Raw genomic sequence first — 19,993 nt, 5'->3', positions numbered from 1 at the left:
TTGACCATTGGAAAGCGAGATTTTGTCGTCATGCGGGGCCAGAACGGTCACCGTCCAAGGGTCTTCCATTCGTTTCAAGACAAAGAACCTGTTCGTCAGGTGGGCCTGTACGGGGGTACGCCAGGCCTGTTCGGACATTTGAGGGGACGGAATATTTATGACTATTCCTAATTCATTGGCCCGTGCGGCCAGAAATGCCATCGAAACGTCGGCCATGTTGCGGGAAGCACCGCGACCGGTCGCAAAACCCAAGGCGCAACTGCGCCGCTACGAAGTCAGCAGCCTGCTGCCAAACGGAGACGTGGCTCAAACCCGTCACATCGCACCCGCTCTGCCGATGTTTGAAGACGCCTTTTGCGCCTTTTCGCGCGGATCGCTGGTTGAAACGGAACACGGACCGATTGCGATCGAGGACCTGATGCCAGGCGACACGGTTCTGACGCAGGATGGCAGTTCGCAAACTGTATTGTGGAAGGGGTCTGTCACTCTGATCCCGGGGCGTGAGGATTCACGTGGGCGGACCCGCCCGCTGACTCGGATCATGGCTGACACGTTTGGGATGCAAAAGCCGATGTCGGGCGTAATTGCCGGACCTGCGGCGCGAATCGTCGGGTCTCCGGGGCATTTGCGGCACCTGCATGGGGGTGAACCGATTCTGACACCGGTCTCTGAATTTCAGGATGGGATGGGTGTGATTGAAACAATGCCACCAACACCAGTCGAACTGTTTCACATTTGCCTCAAACGGCATTCCGTTATTCGTGTAGATGGTTTACAGTTCGAGACATATCACCCAGGTGTGAACGCGGTTCGCATGATCAGCCATTCGTTGCGGTCGATTTATCTGAACCTGTTCGCTCACATCGAGTCGCTCAACGATTTTGGTCCGCTGCTGATGCCGCGCGCCGGAGATGGTGAGATCGACGCGATGTCAGCCTGAGTGTGATAATAGGTACTGCATTATGGGGGGGCATCATGCAGCTGGTACTAAGTTGGGTTCTATCCCTTGCGGTGGCTGCGATGCTGCCACCAAACACCGCACATCCGAAACGTGTCGGCGTTACGCCATCCGGTTCATACGGTCTTCCAGGACGTCGAACGGCACGCCTGGCTCGTCTTTTGCGCCGCGGATAACCAGCGAAGTCTTGACGCTGGCCACGTTCGGCGTGGTCAGCAGTTCGCCGGTCAAAAACTGTTGGAAACTGCTAAGATCGGGTGCGACGCATTTCAGGATGAAGTCCACTTCGCCATTTAGCATGTGGCATTCCCGAACCAGCGGCCATTCGCGGCAGCGTTCCTCGAACGCGCGCAGTTCGGTTTCGGCCTGGCTGTCCAGCCCGACCATGGCAAACACCTGCACTTCGAATCCAAGCTCACGTGAATTGACCTCGGCATGATAGCCGGTGATATAGCCGGATTCTTCCAGTGTGCGCACCCGGCGCAAGCATGGTGGAGCCGAGATGCCAACCCTTTTGGCCAGTTCGACATTGGTCATGCGACCGTCTGCCTGCAATTCCGCCAGAATCTTGCGATCAATTTCATCCAGCCGAGTCGTGACCATAAAATGCTCCTGATTTTTGCGGTTCTTATATCAGCCCCCTAGGCACGCGCAATAATGTTTCGCACATGCGCAATTTTCTTTGTTTTCAAATCACTCAATTCCTTCCAGTGCAGTGCACAGGGCCATGATCAGGATGGGGGTTTAAGCCGGGTCGGTCGGGCGCTATATCGGGGCAACGGGCTAACGGCCCAATTCAAGCAATTCGAGCGGGGTTAGCATGGCCGACACACGACACACCAAGGTTCTGATCATCGGGTCAGGGCCCGCAGGATACACCGCAGGGGTTTATGCAAGCCGTGCCATGCTGGAGCCTATTCTGGTTCAGGGGATCGAGCCCGGCGGCCAATTGACCACGACGACCGAAGTCGAAAACTGGCCCGGCGATACCGAGGTTCAAGGCCCTGACCTGATGGTGCGCATGCAGGACCATGCAAAGGCGATGGGTTGTGAAGTGATCGGCGACATCATCAGCGATCTGGACCTCAGCCAACGCCCCTTCACCGCCAAAGGCGACAGCGGCACAACATACACCGCAGATGCAGTTATCCTGGCCACTGGTGCGCGCGCCAAATGGCTTGGCCTACCGTCCGAAGAGAAATTCAAAGGCTTTGGCGTCTCGGCCTGCGCCACTTGTGACGGGTTCTTCTATCGCGGGCAGGAAATCGTGGTGATCGGCGGCGGCAACACTGCTGTGGAAGAGGCCCTGTTCCTAACCAACTTCGCCAGCAAGGTCACTTTGATCCACCGCCGCGATGAGTTGCGGGCGGAAAAGATCCTGCAAGACCGGCTGATGAAAAACGAAAAGATCGAACCGTTGTGGTTCCACGAGTTGGACGAAGTGATCGGCACTGACGCGCCTTTGGGTGTGGAAGGCGTGCGCGTCAAACATGTCAAAACCGGCGAGATCACAGAGATTCCGTGCAAAGGTGTTTTTGTTGCCATCGGTCACGCCCCGGCGAACGAGCTGATCAAGGGCACGCTGGAAACCCATATGGGCGGCTATGTCGTTACCAAGCCGGGCACAACTGAAACGTCGGTTCCGGGTGTATTCGCGGCAGGTGATCTGACAGACCACGTTTACCGTCAGGCCGTCACAAGCGCCGGCATGGGTTGCATGGCCGCGCTGGATGCCGAACGTTTCCTGGCCGAAAACGAATAATTGCGATCTTTGGTCCCCGACACGGGTTGGGGACCGCACCCTGCCGCCTTGACCCTGTCACAGTGCCGTATCAGGATTGTCGAAAGACAGGCGAAAAACGGGTGAGCTTTTGAACAACGCTCTTTGGCGCGGCGGGTGGGCAACCCGACTTCGGATCGGCAGCGGCCTGATCCTGTTTGTCTTTGCGTTTTTTCACTTCATCAACATCGGCCTGGGCCTGTTTCATACCGATTATCTGCACGGTATGCAGGACGGCCGGAAAGAGGTGACGCGCCACGACGCCATGAGCGTGCTTCTCTATGCTGCGCTGTTCGTGCATGCCGGTCTGGCCCTCGTGTCTATCGCGCAGCGCAGGACATTGCGCATGCCATTCAGCACAGCTCTTCAAGTAGTGCTGGGCCTGCTGATCCCTTTGCAACTGATCTCGCACATTATTCACACACGGGTCGCGCATGAGGTTTATGACGTCAATGACGAGATGGGATACATTATCATCCTGATGTGGCCCAGCATTGCGGTCTGGATGCAAAGCGCGCTGCTTCTGATCGTATGGGTGCATGGATGCATCGGCCTGCATATGTGGCTGCGACTGACCAAATGGTGGTCGCGTGCCGTACCCTATCTGATCGGCGTCGCGGTCTTTGTTCCACTGTTCGCACTGGCTGGCCTGCTGACCGAAGGGCGCCGCATCTGGGCCGACTTTGCAGACGAGTTTCTGCGCGAACAGTATATCGAGCACTACAACTGGCCATCTCCCGAAGCTTTTCAAATGCTGTTCAGCGTCAAGGACAATGCCCTGATGGCCTTTTGGCTGGCACTTGGCGCAACAGGTCTGGTTTTCATTGGACGCAAACTCTGGCGGCGCAGGCATTCCGTACGTGTTTCCTATGCCCGAGGGCCCGAAGTGGTCGCGGAAAAGGGCATGACATTGCTTGAGATTTCCCAGGCCAACGGCGTCCCCCATGCGGCCCTCTGCGGTGGCAAAGGACGCTGCACAACATGCCGCGTCATAGTCGAAGACGGCGGCAACGCGTTACCGCCTCCCAGCGAGGTCGAGGCGCGCAGTCTGGCTGCGGTTGGCGCATCGCCCCAGACTCGTCTGGCCTGCCAGATCCGCCCCACAGAGCCGACCACCGTTTTCCGTGTCTTCCGACCAGATGGAGGACGCATTCGTGGACACGCCAGCCAGGGAGAGGAACGTCAATTGGCGGTTCTGTTTCTGGATATGCGAGGCTTTACCGCCCGCACAACGGGGCAGCTGCCCTATGACATCGTGTTTTTACTGAACCGGTTTTTTGATGCGGTGGTGCCCGCCATTACAGACGAAGGCGGCATCGTGGACAAATATATGGGCGACGGGCTGCTGGCGGTTTTTGAAAAACGCGATGCGGCAACCTCGGCCCGCGCCGGGTTAAATGCGGCGATCGCGATCAGCCGGGCGCTGGATCTGTTCAACCAACAGCTTGAGGCTGAAGGAAGCCCCGGAATACGCATCGGTATGGGATTGCATCTTGGCGATCTGGTCGTGGGTGAAATCGGTGCGCAAGGCCACGCCGCAAAAACAATCATCGGTGATGCAGTCAATGTGGCCAGCCGCCTGGAAAGCGAAACCAAAGCGCTGGGTGTCGAACTGCTGGTTTCTGACGAATTGCTGCGCGCCGCAGGTGTGGATGTGGCACAAGCAGAGATCAGAGCTTTCGAACTGCGCGGTGTCTCAGAGCCGATTCCCGCCCTGCCAGTGATGCGCGCCTCGCAACTAGAGCCAAATGGACAAAAACAGGAACAGTCATACTCTGCCTGAGGGAATTCATTCCATTCCGAAGAACCATGTCACACGGCGTGCTTCCAAGTTAGAAATTCCTTCCAATTCGGAAAAAATCAGCGCATATCCTCCTTTGTTTCATTGACGCCGGTGGACTTTGCCCAACAGTCAGTGCAAATGCCCAGAAAACGCCTGATACCCACTGGCTAATCAACACTGCGATAAGAGTATTCCAATGACGATGTTAAGCAATCTGGCCCCGATCCCCGAGCTTTATGTGTCCTATGAGTCCGCTCAGAAACTTAAGGTTGAGGCGGCGGATCTGACCAGCCATGACCTGAGCCCGCGCCAGATCTGCGATCTGGAACTGCTGATGAATGGCGGGTTCAACCCTCTGAAAGGGTTCCTGACCGAGGCTGACTATGACGGTGTGGTCGAGAATATGCGCCTGGCCGATGGTGCGCTCTGGCCGATGCCGATCACGCTGGATGTCAGCGAAGAGTTTGCAGGCAGCATCGAGCTGGGTCAGGACATCGCCCTGCGCGATCAGGAAGGCGTGATCCTTGCCACCATGACCGTGACCGACCGCTGGACGCCGGACAAGGCGCGCGAGGCCGAGAAGGTATTCGGCGCAGACGACGACGCGCACCCCGCAGTCAACTATCTGCACAACGTGGCTGGCAAGGTCTATCTGGGCGGTCCGGTGACGGGTATTCAACAGCCCGTTCACTATGACTTCCGCGCCCGCCGCGATACACCGAACGAACTGCGCGCCTATTTCCGCAAACTGGGCTGGCGCCGCATCGTGGCTTTCCAAACCCGCAACCCGCTGCACCGTGCGCATCAGGAACTGACCTTCCGCGCCGCGAAGGAAGCACAGGCCAACCTGCTGATCCACCCTGTGGTCGGCATGACCAAGCCCGGAGACGTGGATCACTTCACCCGTGTCCGTTGCTATGAGGCGGTTCTGGACAAGTACCCAGCCTCGACCACCTCGATGTCGTTGTTGAACCTGGCGATGCGCATGGCGGGCCCGCGCGAGGCGGTCTGGCACGGTCTGATCCGCGCCAACCACGGTTGCACGCACTTCATTGTCGGGCGCGACCATGCCGGTCCGGGCAAGAATTCAGCCGGGGAAGATTTCTATGGCCCCTATGACGCGCAGGACTTGTTCCGCCAATACCAAGATGAAATTGGCGTCGAGATGGTTGATTTCAAACACATGGTTTATGTGCAGGAACGCGCTCAATACGAGCCGAATGACGAGATTCTCGATAAGGATGATGTCACCATCCTGAACATCAGCGGCACAGAACTGCGCCGCCGTCTGGCCGAGGGTTTGGAAATCCCGGAATGGTTCTCGTTCCCAGAGGTTGTGGCCGAACTGCGCAAAACCAAGCCGCCACGCAGCCAACAGGGCTTTACCGTGTTCTTCACCGGCTTCTCAGGCTCGGGCAAGTCGACCATCGCCAACGCGCTCATGGTCAAGCTGATGGAAATGGGTGGCCGTCCCGTGACGCTGCTGGATGGAGACATCGTGCGTAAGAACCTGTCGTCAGAACTGGGTTTCTCGAAAGAGCACCGCGACCTGAACATCCGCCGCATTGGCTATGTGGCATCCGAGATCACCAAAAACGGTGGTATCGCCATCTGTGCACCGATCGCCCCATACGCCACCACACGCCGGGCGGTTCGGGAAGAGATCGAACAGTTCGGTGCCTTCTGTGAAGTACATGTTGCGACCTCGATTGAGGAATGCGAACGCCGTGACCGCAAGGGCCTCTACAAACTGGCGCGCGAGGGCAAGATCAAAGAGTTCACCGGCATCTCTGACCCCTATGACGTGCCCCAGAACCCAGAGTTGTCCGTCGAGACAGAGAATGTCGACGTCGATAACTGTGCCCATCAGGTTCTGCTGAAGCTGGAAAGCATGGGGTTGATCGCTGCAAACTGACGCCAGCGCACCAAGACAATTCGGCCTCCGGTTTACGGGGGCCTTTTTTGTTTGTCCTGATTGACAAGCGCTGCCCGGGTTGGTGCTGTGTGGCGGGATGCCGGGTAGACACGAACTATGACTCGCACTTTGCCAACCATTGCCAGTTTCTGGTTCGGGTCCGATCTGACCTGGCTGGAGCAGATCTGCATTCGATCCTTTCTGGACCAAGGGCATGCGTTTGTTCTGTATCTCCCGCACGAGACACAAGGCATCCCCGCAGGTGTCCAGACGCGCCCCGCCAGCGACGTCTTCTGGCCCCCGCCCTTTCCCCTGCAACCCGGCGACCGACAGGGCGTAGCCGTATTTTCAGACATCTTCAGATTGCATCTGATTCAGCAAAGCGAGGTCATCTGGGTCGATCTCGACGCATATTGCGTGAAAGCCTTCGACTTTTCGTCTGATTGGGTGTTCGCGCGTTCCAAAGCCGACGACTTTCCAACCGGGGTTCTACGCTTGCCCAATAACTCCCAAACGCTTGGGCTGATGCAGGATTTCGTGATGTCGGCAAACCCAACCCAACCATGGCGTGGTCGGCGTGCAAGACGGCATAATCGTGAGCGTATCGCAAACGGTGAAAGCTGGGGTATAGAAAGCCTGCCCTGGGGCAGCTCTGGCCCAAAAGCCTTTGGGCATTTCTTGCGCCAAACCGGTGAAGACAAGTACGCGATGGCGGCCGAGACCCTCTATCCGCTGGCACCTGCCGAGCTTTGGAAACTGCATGACCCGAACGTGGCGCTGGTCGAGATCGAGGGCGAAGTTACGCATTCGGTCCATGTCTACGGTCATCAGAAAAAGCTGTTGGCAACCCAACTGGCCGGACTACCGGTTCCGGGATCATATCTCGATGCGCTTTGCGCCCGACACGGGATCGACTCTCGGTCCGCGCCAATCAAGCCATTGGACTGGATGCGACCTGCGCCAAGGCGGTAAAGACAGTATAAAGACAGTATATTGTGCGATTTCACATCGCGGCGTGGCCATGCGCGGCCAGTTCAGCGGAAGTTCTGTTTGTCAGACGTTCCGCTCAAAATTGCGAAATCCCGGTCCTTGTCTATTCGTTCGTCGGCAGATCGACCTGCCCGCGCATCAATACGTGTCCTCGTCCAGCGACCTTGATCCCGGTCATTCCATCTGTCGGGCCAACACGCGTGACAGTGGCCTGTCCGGGACGTCCCATGTCGTGGCCCTGTTCCGCGACGAAACTGTCTTTGGACATCAATCCATATTTCCAAAGATACGCCGCCATGGCGCCCGTAGCAGACCCAGTGAACGGGTCTTCGGGCGGGCTGGGAGGGGCGAGCAACAGACGCGAGAACGTATCACCTGCATCGGTGGCTCCTTCCAGCGTGACCAGAAAGGGTTCAGCCATATCCGAACCCGAAAATCCGGCGGCCTCGGCTACTTTTCTCAAAGGACCCTCGACCAGTTGAGCCGCGCGCAAGGCCTCATGGTCGCGCAGAACGGTGATGCAGAACGGCAGACCGGTTGAAACAAACTGAGGCGGAGAGATTATAGCGCTTTCAGGAAGGCCGATAGTCGAAGCCACCAGATCCACCGGAACATGTGCACCAAATTGAGGTGCGACCTGGGTCATTTCGATCTCATCACCTGTCAACCGAATCGAGACGACCCCTGCCCCGGTTTCCAGCGTCAGGCTTTCGCCTTCAATCATCCCACGCGACCGCATGGCAGCGACAGTGGCAATTGTTGGATGCCCGGCAAAGGGAATTTCCCGGCTGGCCAGAAAGTACCGTACGCGGATATCGGCCACGTCGGATGGGCCGGAAAAGGTGCATTCGACCAGAGAGGTTTCGCGCACATAGGCCATGCACACCTGCTCGGGCAGATGTGCACCGTCATGAACCACGGCACATCCATTGCCACCAAAGGCGCGGTCACTGAAGGCGTCTACCCAATCGAATTCGAACCAGCTCATGCGATTATATCCCGGTGACAGGTGAAAGCGGCATAGCCCGCCAGTTCGTATGTGTCGCTTGTGTTGCGGGAATTGTCACGCCCCAATAGGCGCAGAGAGGCCGTTCAGTGAACGGCCACCGGGGACAAGTCATGCTGACGGGCCAGCACAAAAGCCAGCTTGCGGTCGGCCACCAGCGCCAGTTGCTGCCCATCGGAATCATGTACAGCGTAAAGCTGGTCCAAATCCCCTGCCTGATCGCGCAGATCACGCGGCAGATCGGCAACCTCGACGGTTTTGACATAAACGATACGGTCGCCTTCGGTGTTGAGTTCTATCGGTGTATTCATTGCTCTTACCCCTTGCGTATGTTGATGGTCTGCACCACAGCTTCCGGCACGGCGCGGGTCAGATCCACATGCAGCAGACCGTTTTCCATGATCGCCTCGCCCACTTCGACACCGTCAGCCAGCACGAACATGCGCTGAAACTGGCGCGCCGCAATGCCGCGATGCAGGAATATACGCCCCTCGCTGTCGTCGCGTTGACGGCCCCGGATCACCAGTTGGCGATCCTCGATCGTGATCGACAAATCCTCTTCGGCGAACCCTGCAACCGCAAGAGTGATGCGATAGGAAAAGTCCGAAGTCTGTTCGATGTTATAGGGCGGGTATCCTTCGTTGCCAGCCTTTGCAGACCGTTCCAGAAGGCGTTCCAGTTGCTCGAACCCCAAAAGATGCGGGTATGAGCCAAGAGTAAGTTTCGACACGTATTTTCGTCCTTCTTTGTCAAAGCGACGTGGTGTGCAGCCCCTTTCTGGCAACCGCATGTAATAGAATATGGGAAGAAACCAGGATGTCCACAAGGTCTGGCGCGATAACGTCTGACACACTATCTTGTTGGGCAAGCACCACAACAACCCCGAGTCGCCAATGAACGCGCCCACTGATCTTTCTATGAAAACTGATGAAGTTCTGCGGGTTGAACTGGAAGTTTTCCGCCGTCAGCACCGCGATCTGGACGAAGCGATTGAAGCGCTGCATGACCGGGGAACTGCGGATCAGTTGACGCTACGACGACTGAAAAAAGAGAAACTGCGTCTGAAAGACATCATCCGCATCATCGAAGACCGCCTGACCCCCGATATCATTGCCTGAACACCCTGTAGCGCATTGCCAGAGAACCGGATTTGGCTATAGTGCGCGCTCTTTCTGAGCGCAGGGATGAAAGCGGATGAGCGAAGTGAAAGTCGGGATCATCATGGGCAGCCAATCTGACTGGCCCACGATGAAAGAAGCCGCAGATATTCTGGACGAACTGGGCGTCGCTTACGAAGCGCGCATCGTATCGGCCCACCGCACACCAGACCGGCTGTGGGACTATGGCAAGACCGCCGTATCGCGTGGATTGCACGTGATCATCGCGGGCGCTGGCGGCGCTGCGCATCTGCCTGGCATGATGGCATCGAAAACGCGGGTGCCGGTGATCGGAGTTCCCGTACAGACCCGCGCCCTGTCAGGCGTGGATTCGCTGTATTCCATCGTGCAAATGCCCAAGGGTTTTCCCGTTGCGACCATGGCAATCGGGTCCGCTGGAGGAGCCAACGCCGGCCTGATGGCAGCGGGTATTCTGGCTCTGCAAGACGTGGCTTTGGCCGAACGGCTGGACAACTGGCGCGAGGCGTTGTCGGCCTCAATCCCTGAGGAACCGCAGGGATGAGCCGCATCGGCATCATCGGCACAGGTCATATCGCCGCCCCTATCGCGCGGTTGATGGCTGCCAAAGGACATGAAATCTGCGTGACCGAGCGTAATACCGATGTTTCATCTGCCTTGAAAGCCGAGCTGGGCGTTACGGTCGCTGCTCCCCAGGAGGTGATTGATGCCTCGGACATTGTGTTCCTGTGCCTGCGCCCGCATATCGCCGCTGAGGTTCTGACCCCACTAACCTTTCGCGCGGGCCAGCAGATCGTTTCTGTTATGGCTGCGGTTTCCGCCGAGCAACTTGCTCGGCTTTGCGCGCCGGCGGCAGATTTCGTTCAGACCATTCCACTGGGCTTTCTGGATACCGGCGGCTGCCCGATGGCTGCTTTTGGCAACGATCGGTTGTTGGCCGATCTTTTTGAGCCCGAGAACCCTGTGGTCAAGGTTGCGGATGAATTCGCGCTGAACGCACATTTCGCCATTTGCGCCATGGTTCCCGGCATTTTGGATCTGATGGCCACAGGCACCAAATGGCTGGGCGATGTAACTGGTGATGCCGATAAGGCCGAGTTCTATACGACCCAGTTGATGTCAGGCTTCCTGGCCACGATGGAAAAAGGCAACGCAGGTCGGCTGGCGCAGGAGCGTGACGCGCTTGCGACAGAGGGCACATTGAGCTTGCAGATGACAGACGCCCTGAGGGATCAGGGCGCGCATGACGCGCTGCGTTCGGCGTTGAGTGCAATTGGCAAACGTTTGGAGAGTTGAAGATGGCAGAAATGCTTGCCCAAGGCGCGGTGATCGGAATTCTTGGGGGCGGTCAACTGGGCCGGATGCTGTCAGTGGCGGCGTCAAGGCTAGGCTTTGTCACACATATCTATGAACCGGGCGCAAACCCGCCCGCCGGGCAAGTCGCGGATCGTGTCACGACGGCAGCTTACGACGACATCGATGCCTTGAAAGCATTTGCCGACGCGGTGGATGTCATCACCTATGAGTTCGAAAACATCCCGACCGAGGCGCTGGACATTTTGGAATCCCACCGCCCGATCCGCCCGGGGCGCGAAGCGCTGCGGGTCAGTCAGGATCGTTTGACCGAGAAGAATTTCCTGCAAGACTTGGGCCTGAAAACGGCCCCGTTTGCGGATGTTTCCAATCTGGACAGCCTGAACACGGCAATCGAACAAATCGGGACACCTGCGATCCTGAAAACACGCCGCTTTGGCTATGACGGAAAGGGGCAGGCGCGGTTGCGCAGCCCCGAGGACGCCGAGGCTGCTTTGGCCGACATGGCGGGCGCGCCTGCTATTCTGGAAGGGTTCGTGGACTTCTCACACGAGGTGTCGATCATCGCAGCACGGGGGCTGGACGGCCAGGTGGCCTGTTTCGATCCGGGCGAGAATGTACATCGCGACGGCATCCTGCACACCACCACGATCCCTGCCCGCCTGTCCCCTGCCCAGCGCACAGATGCAATCCTGCTGGCGGCCAACATCCTGAATGCGTTGGAGTATGTGGGTGTCATGGGGGTAGAACTGTTCGTCACGCCCGCTGGTTTGATAGTGAACGAGATTGCACCGCGCGTGCACAACTCGGGCCATTGGACGCAGAATGGCTGTGCTGTTGATCAGTTCGAACAGCATATTCGCGCCGTGGCGGGCTGGCCTCTGGGCGACGGGCAGCGTTATTCGGATGTGGTGATGGAGAACCTGATCGGCAACGACATGGATCGCGTGCCCGAGCTGGCCCGCGAGCAGGACGTAGCACTTCATCTATACGGCAAAGCCGAGGTCAAAGCCGGACGCAAGATGGGGCATTTCAACAGGATTAAGCGATAAAGTAATACTTTATCTACGGCATCGTTGCGTTCAGAAAGCGTGCCGCAATGTCCCCTGACATGTGGCTGATACGCCCACCGGCCATGGTCGCTGCGACCCGGTGGGTAGCCGCATCGAGAATGACCAAATCACCCCGTTTGCCGGGGGTAAGTGTGCCCCGGTCCGGCAGATCCAGCACTTTGGCCGGACCCGAAGAAATCAGGCTCCACGCGCCTTCGAAATCAAGCAAACCGGTTTTGAACAGCATCAATGCAGCCCGGCGCGGGCTGGGGTAGTGGTAGTCCGACGCCAACGCATCGCAGAGCCCCATGGCGATCAACTCAACCGCATTGGCGTTTCCTTTATGCGATCCACCCCGCGCCACGTTGGGTGAACCAAGGATGATGTGATCCCCGGCTGAACGTGCCGCCTCGGCAGCCTCAAGCGTTTCCGGGAATTCGGCAATACGGACACCTTGATCGTGCCACCATTCCCTTGCTTCAGCGGTGGCGTCATCATGGCTGCCCAGACGTACGCCCATCTCCCCTAGGTCAGCACACAGCGCCTCGACCGCCGCTGGCACCTCGTTTCGACGTGCATGCATGCTGAGCAACATCTCAAAATGCGCATCTGGATTGCGCCCGGCCTTCAGCGCCTGCCCGGTCAGGCGTGGAGGCTTTTTACCCTGCGCCAAGCGATCATGCGGCAGATGATCATTGAACACTACATAAGGCACCTGCCAATCAGCGATGCGACGGGCCAATCCGGCATAGTCCTCCAACATATTGGTCTCAAACCGCAGTTGAGGGATCAGGTCCGTCACGGTGCTGTCTTTTACGGCGGCAATGGCCTGAAACACCTGCGCCGCAAAGTCCGGTCCTCGCACGCCGCCTTCCCAGCTGTAAAACTGAGCCAGCACTGCGGTGGTAATGCCGTTTGCAGCTAACTCGGCCTCGACCGAAAGAATGCCTTCGTTCATCTGCTTCATCGCACCGCGACGCGGGGCGATATGGCGTTCGAACCCGTCCCCGTGCAGATCGATAATGCCGGGCAAGACAAGATAGCCGCTCAGATCAACCCGGCGCCCGGTTGGTTCTGCCTGTATCGCACCTTCTGCTATGGTCAGATCAGCACGAGCCAAACCCTCACCCGGCAACAGAACCTCTGCCCCGGTCAATGTCAGGTTCAAAGCAGTCATCGTGAACGCTCCGAGTCCGGGTCTGGGCAGTCCTGCCCGATACAGATCTCGTCTATTATGTCCATCACGCCATCGAGCCAAGTGATCTGCGGATCAAACCGACCGAATTCGATGAAATGCAGTGCCTGTGCCATGACCTGCGGGTTGTTCATCATGAAAGTATGCGTCACCGGTAAGATAAGATGATCGGTCATACCTTCGACCTTGGTGCTTTCAATCGAAACCTTGCCATCGTCGGGACCATCGATAATCGAGGAAAACACAAGGTTCAGAGATTCACTTCCTGCGATAACACCCAGTTCGAAATCCACCGGTGGCAGACGACGAGGGATGCCTTCGGGCCCTGTGCTCAGTTGCAGCCCTGCTGGGCCGTTCAGATACCCGAACACCTCCCACGCGCTGAGCTCGTCAACCAGCTGGCTGCCTTGGTTCGGAGGGCCAAGCATGACAGCGCGGCCCATGTTGGCGGGGTGATGATCCTTGAGCCAATACCGCAGCAGGATGCCGCCCATGGAATGCGCAACGACATTGACTTTATCCTCTCCGCAAGCAGCGAAAGCATCAGGCAGGGTCTGTTCAGCAAGTTCCGGAATGCCAATTTCGGTCGATGGGTACCCGGGGCGCACGACCTTATAGCCATGTGCCTCGAACAACTCCTCCATCACGGCAAACGAAGCCTCGGTCCGCGCCAGCCCATGCAAAAGGATCACGCATTTCGCGCTGGCGGCAGCAGGGAAAATGAAAAACAGCAGGGCAATCAATAGTCTCATACGCGCCAGATAAAGCCTATGAGACGCCGATGAAAGCCCTAGCTCCACTGACGTTGCAGCACGGCCAGCGCAATACCGCCCAGAACCACCGCCGTGCCAAAGACCAGCCGGGCGCTGGCCGTTTCACCAAGCAGCACAACACCCCCCAGGATCGCAATGACAGGTACGCTGAGTTGAACCACGGCCGCCACTGTTGGTGCAAGGTTCGGCAGTACGCGATACCACAAAGCGTAACCCAACCCTGACGTAATACCCCCGGACACAACTGCCAGCACATAGCCCATACCAGTCATGTTCCATTCTGCCCCTGTGATCAGCAGCGTTAATCCGGTCACAGGCAAAGCGATAAGGAAATTTGCAGCCGTGCCCTTTAAAGCATCTGGTTCAGATCGCCCTGCCAAAGAATAAGCAGCCCATCCGACACCTGCGGCAATCATCAGGGCGGTGCCCGCCGGGTCAACCCGCACCGTACCCGATGGCCAAAGGACATAGGCCAACCCAGCCAAGGCCATGGCCGCGCCCACCAACTGTTGCCGGGTTGGAAGCGTACCCTTGACGGCAGTGAAGGCAAACATCGTGATTTGCACCACGGCAAACAAAACCAACGCACCAAGACCTGCATCCAGTGTCAGGTACGCCAGGGAAAACCCGATCATGTACAGAGACAGTGATCCCGCCCCAATGACCCGCCGACGGTTGTGCAAAGGCAAGTGCCTGCCACGCGCCAAAACCAACGCGGTCAAAACCAGCGCGCCCGCCAGCACCCGCATAACCGCGAAACCGGCCGGATCACTGGCGCCGCTGTCGATAGCCAACCGGTTCAGGATGGAATTCGCCGCAAAGGCGCACATGGTCAGGGCGGTCAGAACAAACAGTTGCATGGAACCCGCATATCCGGTTGCAAGCGATATGGACACTCACAATCCTTGGACATGCGGCCCGTTCTTCATCTTTTCCAAAATACTCCCGCCGGAGGCATAGCCGCATAGCGGCTATTGGCAACAAAAACGGGGCCGCCCGAAGGCGACCCCGAAACAAGCACTATGGCACCCCCTCTCGGTAGCTCGGCCATTCGGCCAATCACCTGTCGGGGCCGTCAGAATTCGCCGCAGCGAATTCGACGTGGTTACATCATGCCGCCCATGCCGCCCATGTCGGGCATGCCGCCTGCAGCAGGTGCGTCTTTCTGAGGCTTGTCAGCAACCATAGCTTCGGTGGTGACCAGCAGGCCAGCAACCGATGCCGCATCTTCCAGAGCGGTGCGGACAACTTTGGCCGGGTCGATGACACCGAACGAGAACATGTCGCCATATTCTTCGGTTTGCGCGTTGAAGCCGAATGCAGCATCCGAAGACTCACGGACTTTGCCCGCAACAACCGCACCGTCAACACCTGCGTTCTCGGCGATCTGGCGCAGCGGCGCTTCGATGGCTTTGCGAACGATGTTGATGCCTGCGTTCTGATCAGCGTTTGCACCTTCCAGAGCGTCCAGTGCTTTACCGGCCTGAACCAGAGCAACACCGCCACCCACAACAACGCCTTCCTGAACGGCAGCGCGTGTTGCGTTCAGAGCATCGTCCACACGGTCCTTACGCTCTTTCACTTCAACTTCGGTCATGCCGCCGACGCGGATAACGGCAACACCGCCTGCCAGTTTGGCAACGCGCTCTTGCAGCTTCTCACGGTCGTAGTCGCTGGTGGTTTCTTCGATCTGAGTGCGGATCTGGCCAACGCGGGCTTCGATCTCTGCTTTCTCGCCAGCACCGTCGACGATGGTGGTTTCGTCTTTGGTGATTTCGATCTTCTTGGCGGTGCCCAGCATGTCCATGGTGACGGACTCGAGCTTCATGCCCAGGTCTTCGCTGATGACCTGACCGCCGGTCAGGATCGCGATGTCCTGCAGCATGGCTTTACGGCGATCGCCGAAGCCCGGTGCTTTGACAGCAGCAATTTTCAGGCCGCCGCGCAGTTTGTTGACAACCAGAGTTGCCAGCGCTTCGCCTTCAACGTCTTCCGCGATGATCAGCAGCGGTTTCTGCGACTGGATCACCTGCTCCAGCAGCGGAACCATCGGCTGCAGCGAGGACAGTTTCTTTTCGTGCAGCAGGATCATGCAGTCATCGAGTTCTGCGATCATCTTGTCTGCGTTTGTCACGAAGTAAGGCGACAGGTAGCCACGGTCGAACTGCATACCTTCGACAACATCGGTCTCGGTTTCCAGACCTTTGTTTTCTTCGACGGTGATAACGCCTTCGTTACCAACCTTCTGCATCGCATCTGCGATCTGCTGGCCGATTTCTGCTTCGCCGTTGGCCGAGATGGTGCCAACCTGAGCAACTTCTGCCGAGTCTTTGACTTCGCGCGAGGCCGACTTGATGCCTTCAACAACCTTCGAGGTTGCCAGGTCGATGCCGCGCTTCAGGTCCATCGGGTTCAGGCCCGCTGCAACCTGCTTCAGACCTTCGCGAACGATGGCTTGGGCCAGAACGGTCGCGGTGGTGGTGCCGTCACCGGCTTCGTCATTGGTGCGGCTGGCGACTTCTTTCACCATCTGCGCGCCCATGTTTTCGAACTTGTCTTCCAGTTCGATTTCCTTGGCAACCGAAACACCGTCTTTGGTGATGCGCGGTGCGCCGAAGGATTTGTCCAGAACCACGTTGCGGCCTTTGGGGCCCAGGGTCACTTTAACAGCATCGGCCAGGATGTTCACACCTGCCAGCATGCGGTTACGGGCATCGGTGTCGAATTTGACGTCCTTTGCAGCCATGTCGTTTCTCCTTGAGAAATAAGTTTGTAATGAAGATCAGAGAAAGCGCTTTGGCTTACTCGATGATCCCCATGATGTCGCTTTCTTTCATCATCAGCAGCTCTTCGCCGTCGACCTGAACCTCAGTGCCCGACCATTTGCCGAACAGGATCTTGTCGCCAGCTTTGACCGCCATCGCGATCAGTTCGCCGCTGTCCTTGCGCGCGCCTTCGCCGGTTGCGACGACTTCGCCTTCGCTGGGCTTTTCTTTTGCGCTGTCAGGAATGATCAGGCCGCCTGCGGTTTTCTCTTCGCTTTCGGTACGGCGAACCAGCACACGGTCATGAAGCGGTTTCAATGCCATCTTTGCAGCTCCTTGGGCTCAAAGTTGTTAATCCTCCCCTCGTCTTCCGACGGGGCGTTAGCACTCAGGGTATGTGAGTGATAACGACGCATAGCTAGGGAGTCTAAAACCCCGAGTCAACAAGTTGTGAGGGATTTTTTTCGCGGATCGGATCAGTCCTGCTGTTCCCAGCTGTAAGCCCAGTGCTTCAGCCCTTCGCTTCCCTGAGAAGTAAGGCCGTAGACGCCTTTTTCAACCTTCTCAAACCACCCGTAGTGGTTTTCTCGCATAAGCCGGGTCGCAGCCGGAACGCCCGCCGATTTGGCAACCTCTGCACCTTTGGTTGCGCCATGTTCGGCCAGAAAGGCCGCGCATTTCAGCGCGTCTTGTCGATAGGCGGTCACAATCCCATGCCGCGTGGCGCCGCCCGCGTTCGGGTCCCCTTCCAACCGGTCGAATTCACGCAGCAGCCGCGTGGTCCTGCCTTTGTTCTTGCGCGGTGCATAGGGGCCGGGATCGCACTGTACTTCGACCGCATTGTCAGCGCGCACTGTGATCAGGCCCAGGCCCAAACGTCGACACAGCGCCAGATTATCTTTAAGCGCCCGTCGCGCGCTTCGACCCGTGGGCTTGCGAACAGCCACATAAACCTGATCTGTCAATTTCAGCCGCGTGATCGCCTGGTGGAACAGCGACAGCGTGAACCTTAGTTTCAGTTCGACGATCACGGGTTCCTCACCCTCGCGCACCGCAACAACATCAGCCGCCCCAACCTCGCCCTTTACGGTGTACCCCTGGCGCTCCAACAGTGCTTTGATCGGGGGATAGAGGTCCTGCTCGCGGGTCATGTGTTTATGCTACGCAAACTGCGGTGGATTACCAGCCCGCTGATCGAAAAACGCAATCGAACTTGCAACATCCCATCCGCCAGTACAGTGTTGCAGCAACTCTGCTTTCAAAGGAAATTCAACGATGCGCGTGCTTCTTTTCTTCCTCGGCCTTTTGTGGCCCGCCATAGTGCAGGCTGGCTGCGAGGGACGCGACCTGAGAGGCGATTTGTCCCCTGCGGTCCAAGCCGACCTGCAGGACGCTTTAGCAGAAATTCTGTATCCCGAAGGCAATCATTGGATTGCAACCAAAGACGACACTGTGCTGCATCTTGTGGGCACCATGCACCTGAACTACCCGCAGATGGACGCAATCGTCGAGCGTCTGACTCCAACGCTCACGCAGGCTGATGCGTTCTATTTCGAAATCCTTCAGGAGGAAATGAAAGATTGGGAGCGGAAACTTGCAGCTGACCCAAGCCCTGTCCTGATCACATCGGGGCCCACACTTGTGGATCTGATTTCCGAAGAGGATTGGGCCACTCTTTCATCAGAGATGGCTGATCGCGGCATTCCCAGCTGGATGGGCGCCAAGATGCGCCCATGGTTCCTGAGTATGACTTTGGCTTTGCCGGCTTGCATCATACAGGATCCCAACGGAACCAACGGATTGGACGCGCGTCTGACGCAGTTGGCAAAAGAGCACGGTATCCCGCAATACTCGCTGGAAAGCATCGAAGACCTGATGACCATGTTCGACGCTTACTCGATCGAAGAACAGGCTCAATCACTCGCTCGGATGGCTGGAACCTTCCAAAACATCGAAGACCAGATCGCCACCATGGCGAGTTTGTATTTCGAAGAAAAACACGCGGAAGTCTTTGTATTGGGCAGAATGCTGGGGCAAGAGCTTTCAGGTCTGACCGAAGCAGAATTTGATGCCGAATGGGCAGAGTTCGAACAGCAGTTGTTGATTGAACGCAATGCCAATTGGATGACGCATATTCTTGAGATCAAAGATCAAACTGCCGTCATTGCGGTAGGCGTCGGCCACTTTAGCGATGAACATGGTCTGCTGAACCAGTTAGAGCAGGCAGGATACAGCCTGACGCGGGCGGAATTCTGAACCGCTGGGCCATTTTCAGACCAACGGTCGCACATTATCGACTGTGTCGTGACAACCGCGTTTGCTCGCCCTATAAGGCGCGCAAATTTCCAATCCGCAGGACGCTGACATGACAACGCTAGTATTTGGCCACAAATCCCCTGATACCGACTCCACCGGCTCGCCGATCCTGTGGTCGTGGTATTTGAACGAGATCAAAGGTGAACAGACCGAGCCGGTTCTGCTGGGTGAGCCCAACACCGAAGCGGCCTTTATGCTTGAAAACTGGGACCTGCCCAAGCCACGCATCATCGAAGATCTGGCTGCGGACACTCCCGTTGTCATCGTCGACACCAACAACCCGGCAGAACTGCCCGCCAGCATCAACGACGCTGATATCCGCGCCATCATCGACCACCACAAGCTGGTTGGTGGTCTGGAAACTAAAGGTCCGATCGACATCACCGTGCGTCCACTGGCCTGCACCGCGACCATCATGGTCGACCTCATGGGCGACGAAGCTGCCAAGATGCCCGACGCCATCAAGGGCGCAGCCCTGACCTGCATTCTGTCGGACACGCTGGAATTCCGCTCGCCTACAACCACAGCGCATGACCGTGCGGTGGCGGAAAAGCTGGCCGCTGAGCTGGAGCTGGATATCTCGGCCTATGCAGCCGACATGTTTGCCGCGAAATCAGACGTCTCGTCCTTTTCTGACGCCGAGCTGATCCGCATGGACAGCAAGGAATACGAGGTCGATGGCACCAAGTTCCGCGTCTCGGTTCTGGAAACAACAGCCCCCGGCGTTGTGCTGGATCGCAAAGCCAGCCTGGCTGCATCGATGGTTGACGTGGCCGCTGAAGACGGTATCGACCAGGTTCTTCTGTTCGTCGTCGACATTCTGAACGAAGAGGCCACGCTGCTGGTTCCGAACGATCTGGTCAAATCTGTTGCCGAGAAAAGCTTTGGTGCCGTCGTTGATGGCGATGCCGTTGTTCTGCCGGGCATCATGAGCCGTAAAAAACAGATCATTCCAAACCTGAAGGTTTGATCGGCACCTGAAGCCAAAAAGAAGGCGCCCAATCGGGCGC

At 57.5% G+C, this 19,993-nt stretch carries 21 protein-coding genes; 11 read left to right on the top strand and 10 right to left on the bottom strand.

The annotated features are described in order from the left end of the window. The first annotated feature begins 157 nt into the window (after positions 1 to 157). Positions 158 to 940, top strand: a complete 783-nt coding sequence (locus ACR3EH_RS14220) for a Hint domain-containing protein (RefSeq protein ID WP_171091671.1) — start codon at positions 158 to 160, stop codon at positions 938 to 940. Positions 941 to 1,060: 120 nt separating this feature from the next. On the opposite strand, the gene ACR3EH_RS14215 is transcribed toward ACR3EH_RS14220, so the two are convergent. Then, on the bottom strand, positions 1,061 to 1,561 hold the full coding sequence (locus tag ACR3EH_RS14215) for an Lrp/AsnC family transcriptional regulator (protein ID WP_171091673.1): 501 nt from the start codon (positions 1,559 to 1,561) through the stop codon (positions 1,061 to 1,063). Between the two features lie 217 nt (positions 1,562 to 1,778). On the opposite strand from ACR3EH_RS14215, the gene trxB reads away from it, so the two are divergent. From trxB to ACR3EH_RS14195, 4 genes are all read left to right on the top strand, one after another. Next, positions 1,779 to 2,720, top strand: a complete 942-nt coding sequence (gene trxB / locus ACR3EH_RS14210) for a thioredoxin-disulfide reductase (protein ID WP_171186391.1) — start codon at positions 1,779 to 1,781, stop codon at positions 2,718 to 2,720. A 109-nt stretch (positions 2,721 to 2,829) separates the two neighbouring features. Beyond that, on the top strand, positions 2,830 to 4,521 hold the full coding sequence (locus ACR3EH_RS14205; RefSeq protein ID WP_171186393.1) for an adenylate/guanylate cyclase domain-containing protein: 1,692 nt from the start codon (positions 2,830 to 2,832) through the stop codon (positions 4,519 to 4,521). Positions 4,522 to 4,717: 196 nt separating this feature from the next. Then, a complete protein-coding gene (locus ACR3EH_RS14200; protein ID WP_171186395.1) occupies positions 4,718 to 6,436 on the top strand; it encodes a bifunctional sulfate adenylyltransferase/adenylylsulfate kinase in 1,719 nt (572 codons plus the stop codon). Positions 6,437 to 6,553: 117 nt separating this feature from the next. Beyond that, the gene (locus ACR3EH_RS14195) at positions 6,554 to 7,408 is read left to right on the top strand and encodes a hypothetical protein (RefSeq protein ID WP_171186397.1); all 855 of its coding nucleotides are present in this window, start codon (positions 6,554 to 6,556) and stop codon (positions 7,406 to 7,408) included. Positions 7,409 to 7,529: 121 nt separating this feature from the next. Here ACR3EH_RS14195 and ACR3EH_RS14190 read toward each other — a convergent pair whose 3' ends face one another. The 3 genes from ACR3EH_RS14190 to ACR3EH_RS14180 all read right to left on the bottom strand — a co-directional run bounded on the left by ACR3EH_RS14190 (position 7,530) and on the right by ACR3EH_RS14180 (position 9,162). Continuing rightward, a complete protein-coding gene (locus tag ACR3EH_RS14190; RefSeq protein ID WP_171186399.1) occupies positions 7,530 to 8,414 on the bottom strand; it encodes a PhzF family phenazine biosynthesis protein in 885 nt (294 codons plus the stop codon). Between the two features lie 104 nt (positions 8,415 to 8,518). Next, the gene (locus ACR3EH_RS14185; RefSeq protein WP_171186401.1) at positions 8,519 to 8,743 is read right to left on the bottom strand and encodes a DUF1150 family protein; all 225 of its coding nucleotides are present in this window, start codon (positions 8,741 to 8,743) and stop codon (positions 8,519 to 8,521) included. A gap of 5 nt (positions 8,744 to 8,748) precedes the next feature. Next, a complete protein-coding gene (locus tag ACR3EH_RS14180) occupies positions 8,749 to 9,162 on the bottom strand; it encodes an Hsp20 family protein (protein WP_171091687.1) in 414 nt (137 codons plus the stop codon). Positions 9,163 to 9,325: 163 nt separating this feature from the next. On the opposite strand from ACR3EH_RS14180, the gene ACR3EH_RS14175 reads away from it, so the two are divergent. The 4 genes from ACR3EH_RS14175 to ACR3EH_RS14160 all read left to right on the top strand — a co-directional run bounded on the left by ACR3EH_RS14175 (position 9,326) and on the right by ACR3EH_RS14160 (position 11,934). After that, entirely contained in the window at positions 9,326 to 9,550 is a 225-nt protein-coding gene (locus ACR3EH_RS14175) for a YdcH family protein (RefSeq protein WP_050604880.1), read from the top strand. Positions 9,551 to 9,626: 76 nt separating this feature from the next. Further along, the gene (gene purE / locus ACR3EH_RS14170; RefSeq protein WP_171186403.1) at positions 9,627 to 10,112 is read left to right on the top strand and encodes a 5-(carboxyamino)imidazole ribonucleotide mutase; all 486 of its coding nucleotides are present in this window, start codon (positions 9,627 to 9,629) and stop codon (positions 10,110 to 10,112) included. Beyond that, a complete protein-coding gene (locus ACR3EH_RS14165) occupies positions 10,109 to 10,864 on the top strand; it encodes an NAD(P)-binding domain-containing protein (protein ID WP_171186405.1) in 756 nt (251 codons plus the stop codon). The genes purE and ACR3EH_RS14165 overlap by 4 nt, the downstream gene beginning before the upstream one ends. A gap of 2 nt (positions 10,865 to 10,866) precedes the next feature. After that, entirely contained in the window at positions 10,867 to 11,934 is a 1,068-nt protein-coding gene (locus ACR3EH_RS14160) for a 5-(carboxyamino)imidazole ribonucleotide synthase (RefSeq protein WP_171186407.1), read from the top strand. A 13-nt stretch (positions 11,935 to 11,947) separates the two neighbouring features. Here ACR3EH_RS14160 and ACR3EH_RS14155 read toward each other — a convergent pair whose 3' ends face one another. The 6 genes from ACR3EH_RS14155 to ACR3EH_RS14130 all read right to left on the bottom strand — a co-directional run bounded on the left by ACR3EH_RS14155 (position 11,948) and on the right by ACR3EH_RS14130 (position 17,818). Then, complete coding sequence (locus ACR3EH_RS14155; protein WP_171675644.1) at positions 11,948 to 13,111, bottom strand: alpha-D-ribose 1-methylphosphonate 5-triphosphate diphosphatase; 1,164 nt, start codon at positions 13,109 to 13,111, stop codon at positions 11,948 to 11,950. After that, positions 13,108 to 13,881 (bottom strand): esterase/lipase family protein, encoded by a 774-nt coding sequence (locus ACR3EH_RS14150; RefSeq protein WP_171091697.1) that lies wholly within the window; start codon positions 13,879 to 13,881, stop codon positions 13,108 to 13,110. Before ACR3EH_RS14150 ends, ACR3EH_RS14155 begins: the two co-directional genes overlap by 4 nt. Positions 13,882 to 13,919: 38 nt before the next feature. After that, entirely contained in the window at positions 13,920 to 14,762 is an 843-nt protein-coding gene (locus ACR3EH_RS14145; protein ID WP_171186677.1) for a DMT family transporter, read from the bottom strand. Positions 14,763 to 15,007: 245 nt separating this feature from the next. After that, positions 15,008 to 16,648, bottom strand: a complete 1,641-nt coding sequence (groL, locus tag ACR3EH_RS14140; RefSeq protein ID WP_171186411.1) for a chaperonin GroEL — start codon at positions 16,646 to 16,648, stop codon at positions 15,008 to 15,010. A 55-nt stretch (positions 16,649 to 16,703) separates the two neighbouring features. After that, positions 16,704 to 16,991 (bottom strand): co-chaperone GroES, encoded by a 288-nt coding sequence (gene groES, locus ACR3EH_RS14135; RefSeq protein ID WP_170352338.1) that lies wholly within the window; start codon positions 16,989 to 16,991, stop codon positions 16,704 to 16,706. A 152-nt stretch (positions 16,992 to 17,143) separates the two neighbouring features. Beyond that, positions 17,144 to 17,818, bottom strand: coding sequence for a DUF2161 domain-containing phosphodiesterase (locus ACR3EH_RS14130; protein WP_171186413.1), 675 nt, complete (start codon positions 17,816 to 17,818; stop codon positions 17,144 to 17,146). Positions 17,819 to 17,942: 124 nt separating this feature from the next. On the opposite strand from ACR3EH_RS14130, the gene ACR3EH_RS14125 reads away from it, so the two are divergent. Both ACR3EH_RS14125 and ACR3EH_RS14120 read left to right on the top strand, forming a co-directional pair. Then, positions 17,943 to 18,923 carry a TraB/GumN family protein gene (locus ACR3EH_RS14125; protein WP_171186415.1) on the top strand — a complete coding sequence of 327 codons (981 nt, stop codon included), beginning with the start codon at positions 17,943 to 17,945 and terminating at the stop codon, positions 18,921 to 18,923. Positions 18,924 to 19,032: 109 nt separating this feature from the next. Beyond that, positions 19,033 to 19,953, top strand: coding sequence for a manganese-dependent inorganic pyrophosphatase (locus ACR3EH_RS14120; RefSeq protein ID WP_171675642.1), 921 nt, complete (start codon positions 19,033 to 19,035; stop codon positions 19,951 to 19,953). The last annotated feature ends 40 nt before the right edge of the window (positions 19,954 to 19,993 follow it).

This window comes from Ruegeria sp. BG7 (genome assembly GCF_056535685.1).
This window is presented reverse-complemented; position numbering and strand designations above follow the sequence as displayed.

Coding starts and splice junctions, on each gene's coding strand:
- ACR3EH_RS14220 (WP_171091671.1), top strand. CDS start 158: ATGACTATTCCTAATTCATTGGCCCGTGCGGCCAGAAATGCCATCGAA.
- ACR3EH_RS14215 (WP_171091673.1), bottom strand. CDS start 1,561: ATGGTCACGACTCGGCTGGATGAAATTGATCGCAAGATTCTGGCGGAA.
- trxB (WP_171186391.1), top strand. CDS start 1,779: ATGGCCGACACACGACACACCAAGGTTCTGATCATCGGGTCAGGGCCC.
- ACR3EH_RS14200 (WP_171186395.1), top strand. CDS start 4,718: ATGACGATGTTAAGCAATCTGGCCCCGATCCCCGAGCTTTATGTGTCC.
- ACR3EH_RS14195 (WP_171186397.1), top strand. CDS start 6,554: ATGACTCGCACTTTGCCAACCATTGCCAGTTTCTGGTTCGGGTCCGAT.
- ACR3EH_RS14190 (WP_171186399.1), bottom strand. CDS start 8,414: ATGAGCTGGTTCGAATTCGATTGGGTAGACGCCTTCAGTGACCGCGCC.
- ACR3EH_RS14185 (WP_171186401.1), bottom strand. CDS start 8,743: ATGAATACACCGATAGAACTCAACACCGAAGGCGACCGTATCGTTTAT.
- ACR3EH_RS14175 (WP_050604880.1), top strand. CDS start 9,326: ATGAACGCGCCCACTGATCTTTCTATGAAAACTGATGAAGTTCTGCGG.
- purE (WP_171186403.1), top strand. CDS start 9,627: ATGAGCGAAGTGAAAGTCGGGATCATCATGGGCAGCCAATCTGACTGG.
- ACR3EH_RS14165 (WP_171186405.1), top strand. CDS start 10,109: ATGAGCCGCATCGGCATCATCGGCACAGGTCATATCGCCGCCCCTATC.
- ACR3EH_RS14160 (WP_171186407.1), top strand. CDS start 10,867: ATGGCAGAAATGCTTGCCCAAGGCGCGGTGATCGGAATTCTTGGGGGC.
- ACR3EH_RS14155 (WP_171675644.1), bottom strand. CDS start 13,111: ATGACTGCTTTGAACCTGACATTGACCGGGGCAGAGGTTCTGTTGCCG.
- ACR3EH_RS14150 (WP_171091697.1), bottom strand. CDS start 13,881: ATGAGACTATTGATTGCCCTGCTGTTTTTCATTTTCCCTGCTGCCGCC.
- ACR3EH_RS14145 (WP_171186677.1), bottom strand. CDS start 14,762: ATGCAACTGTTTGTTCTGACCGCCCTGACCATGTGCGCCTTTGCGGCG.
- groL (WP_171186411.1), bottom strand. CDS start 16,648: ATGGCTGCAAAGGACGTCAAATTCGACACCGATGCCCGTAACCGCATG.
- groES (WP_170352338.1), bottom strand. CDS start 16,991: ATGGCATTGAAACCGCTTCATGACCGTGTGCTGGTTCGCCGTACCGAA.
- ACR3EH_RS14130 (WP_171186413.1), bottom strand. CDS start 17,818: ATGACCCGCGAGCAGGACCTCTATCCCCCGATCAAAGCACTGTTGGAG.
- ACR3EH_RS14125 (WP_171186415.1), top strand. CDS start 17,943: ATGCGCGTGCTTCTTTTCTTCCTCGGCCTTTTGTGGCCCGCCATAGTG.
- ACR3EH_RS14120 (WP_171675642.1), top strand. CDS start 19,033: ATGACAACGCTAGTATTTGGCCACAAATCCCCTGATACCGACTCCACC.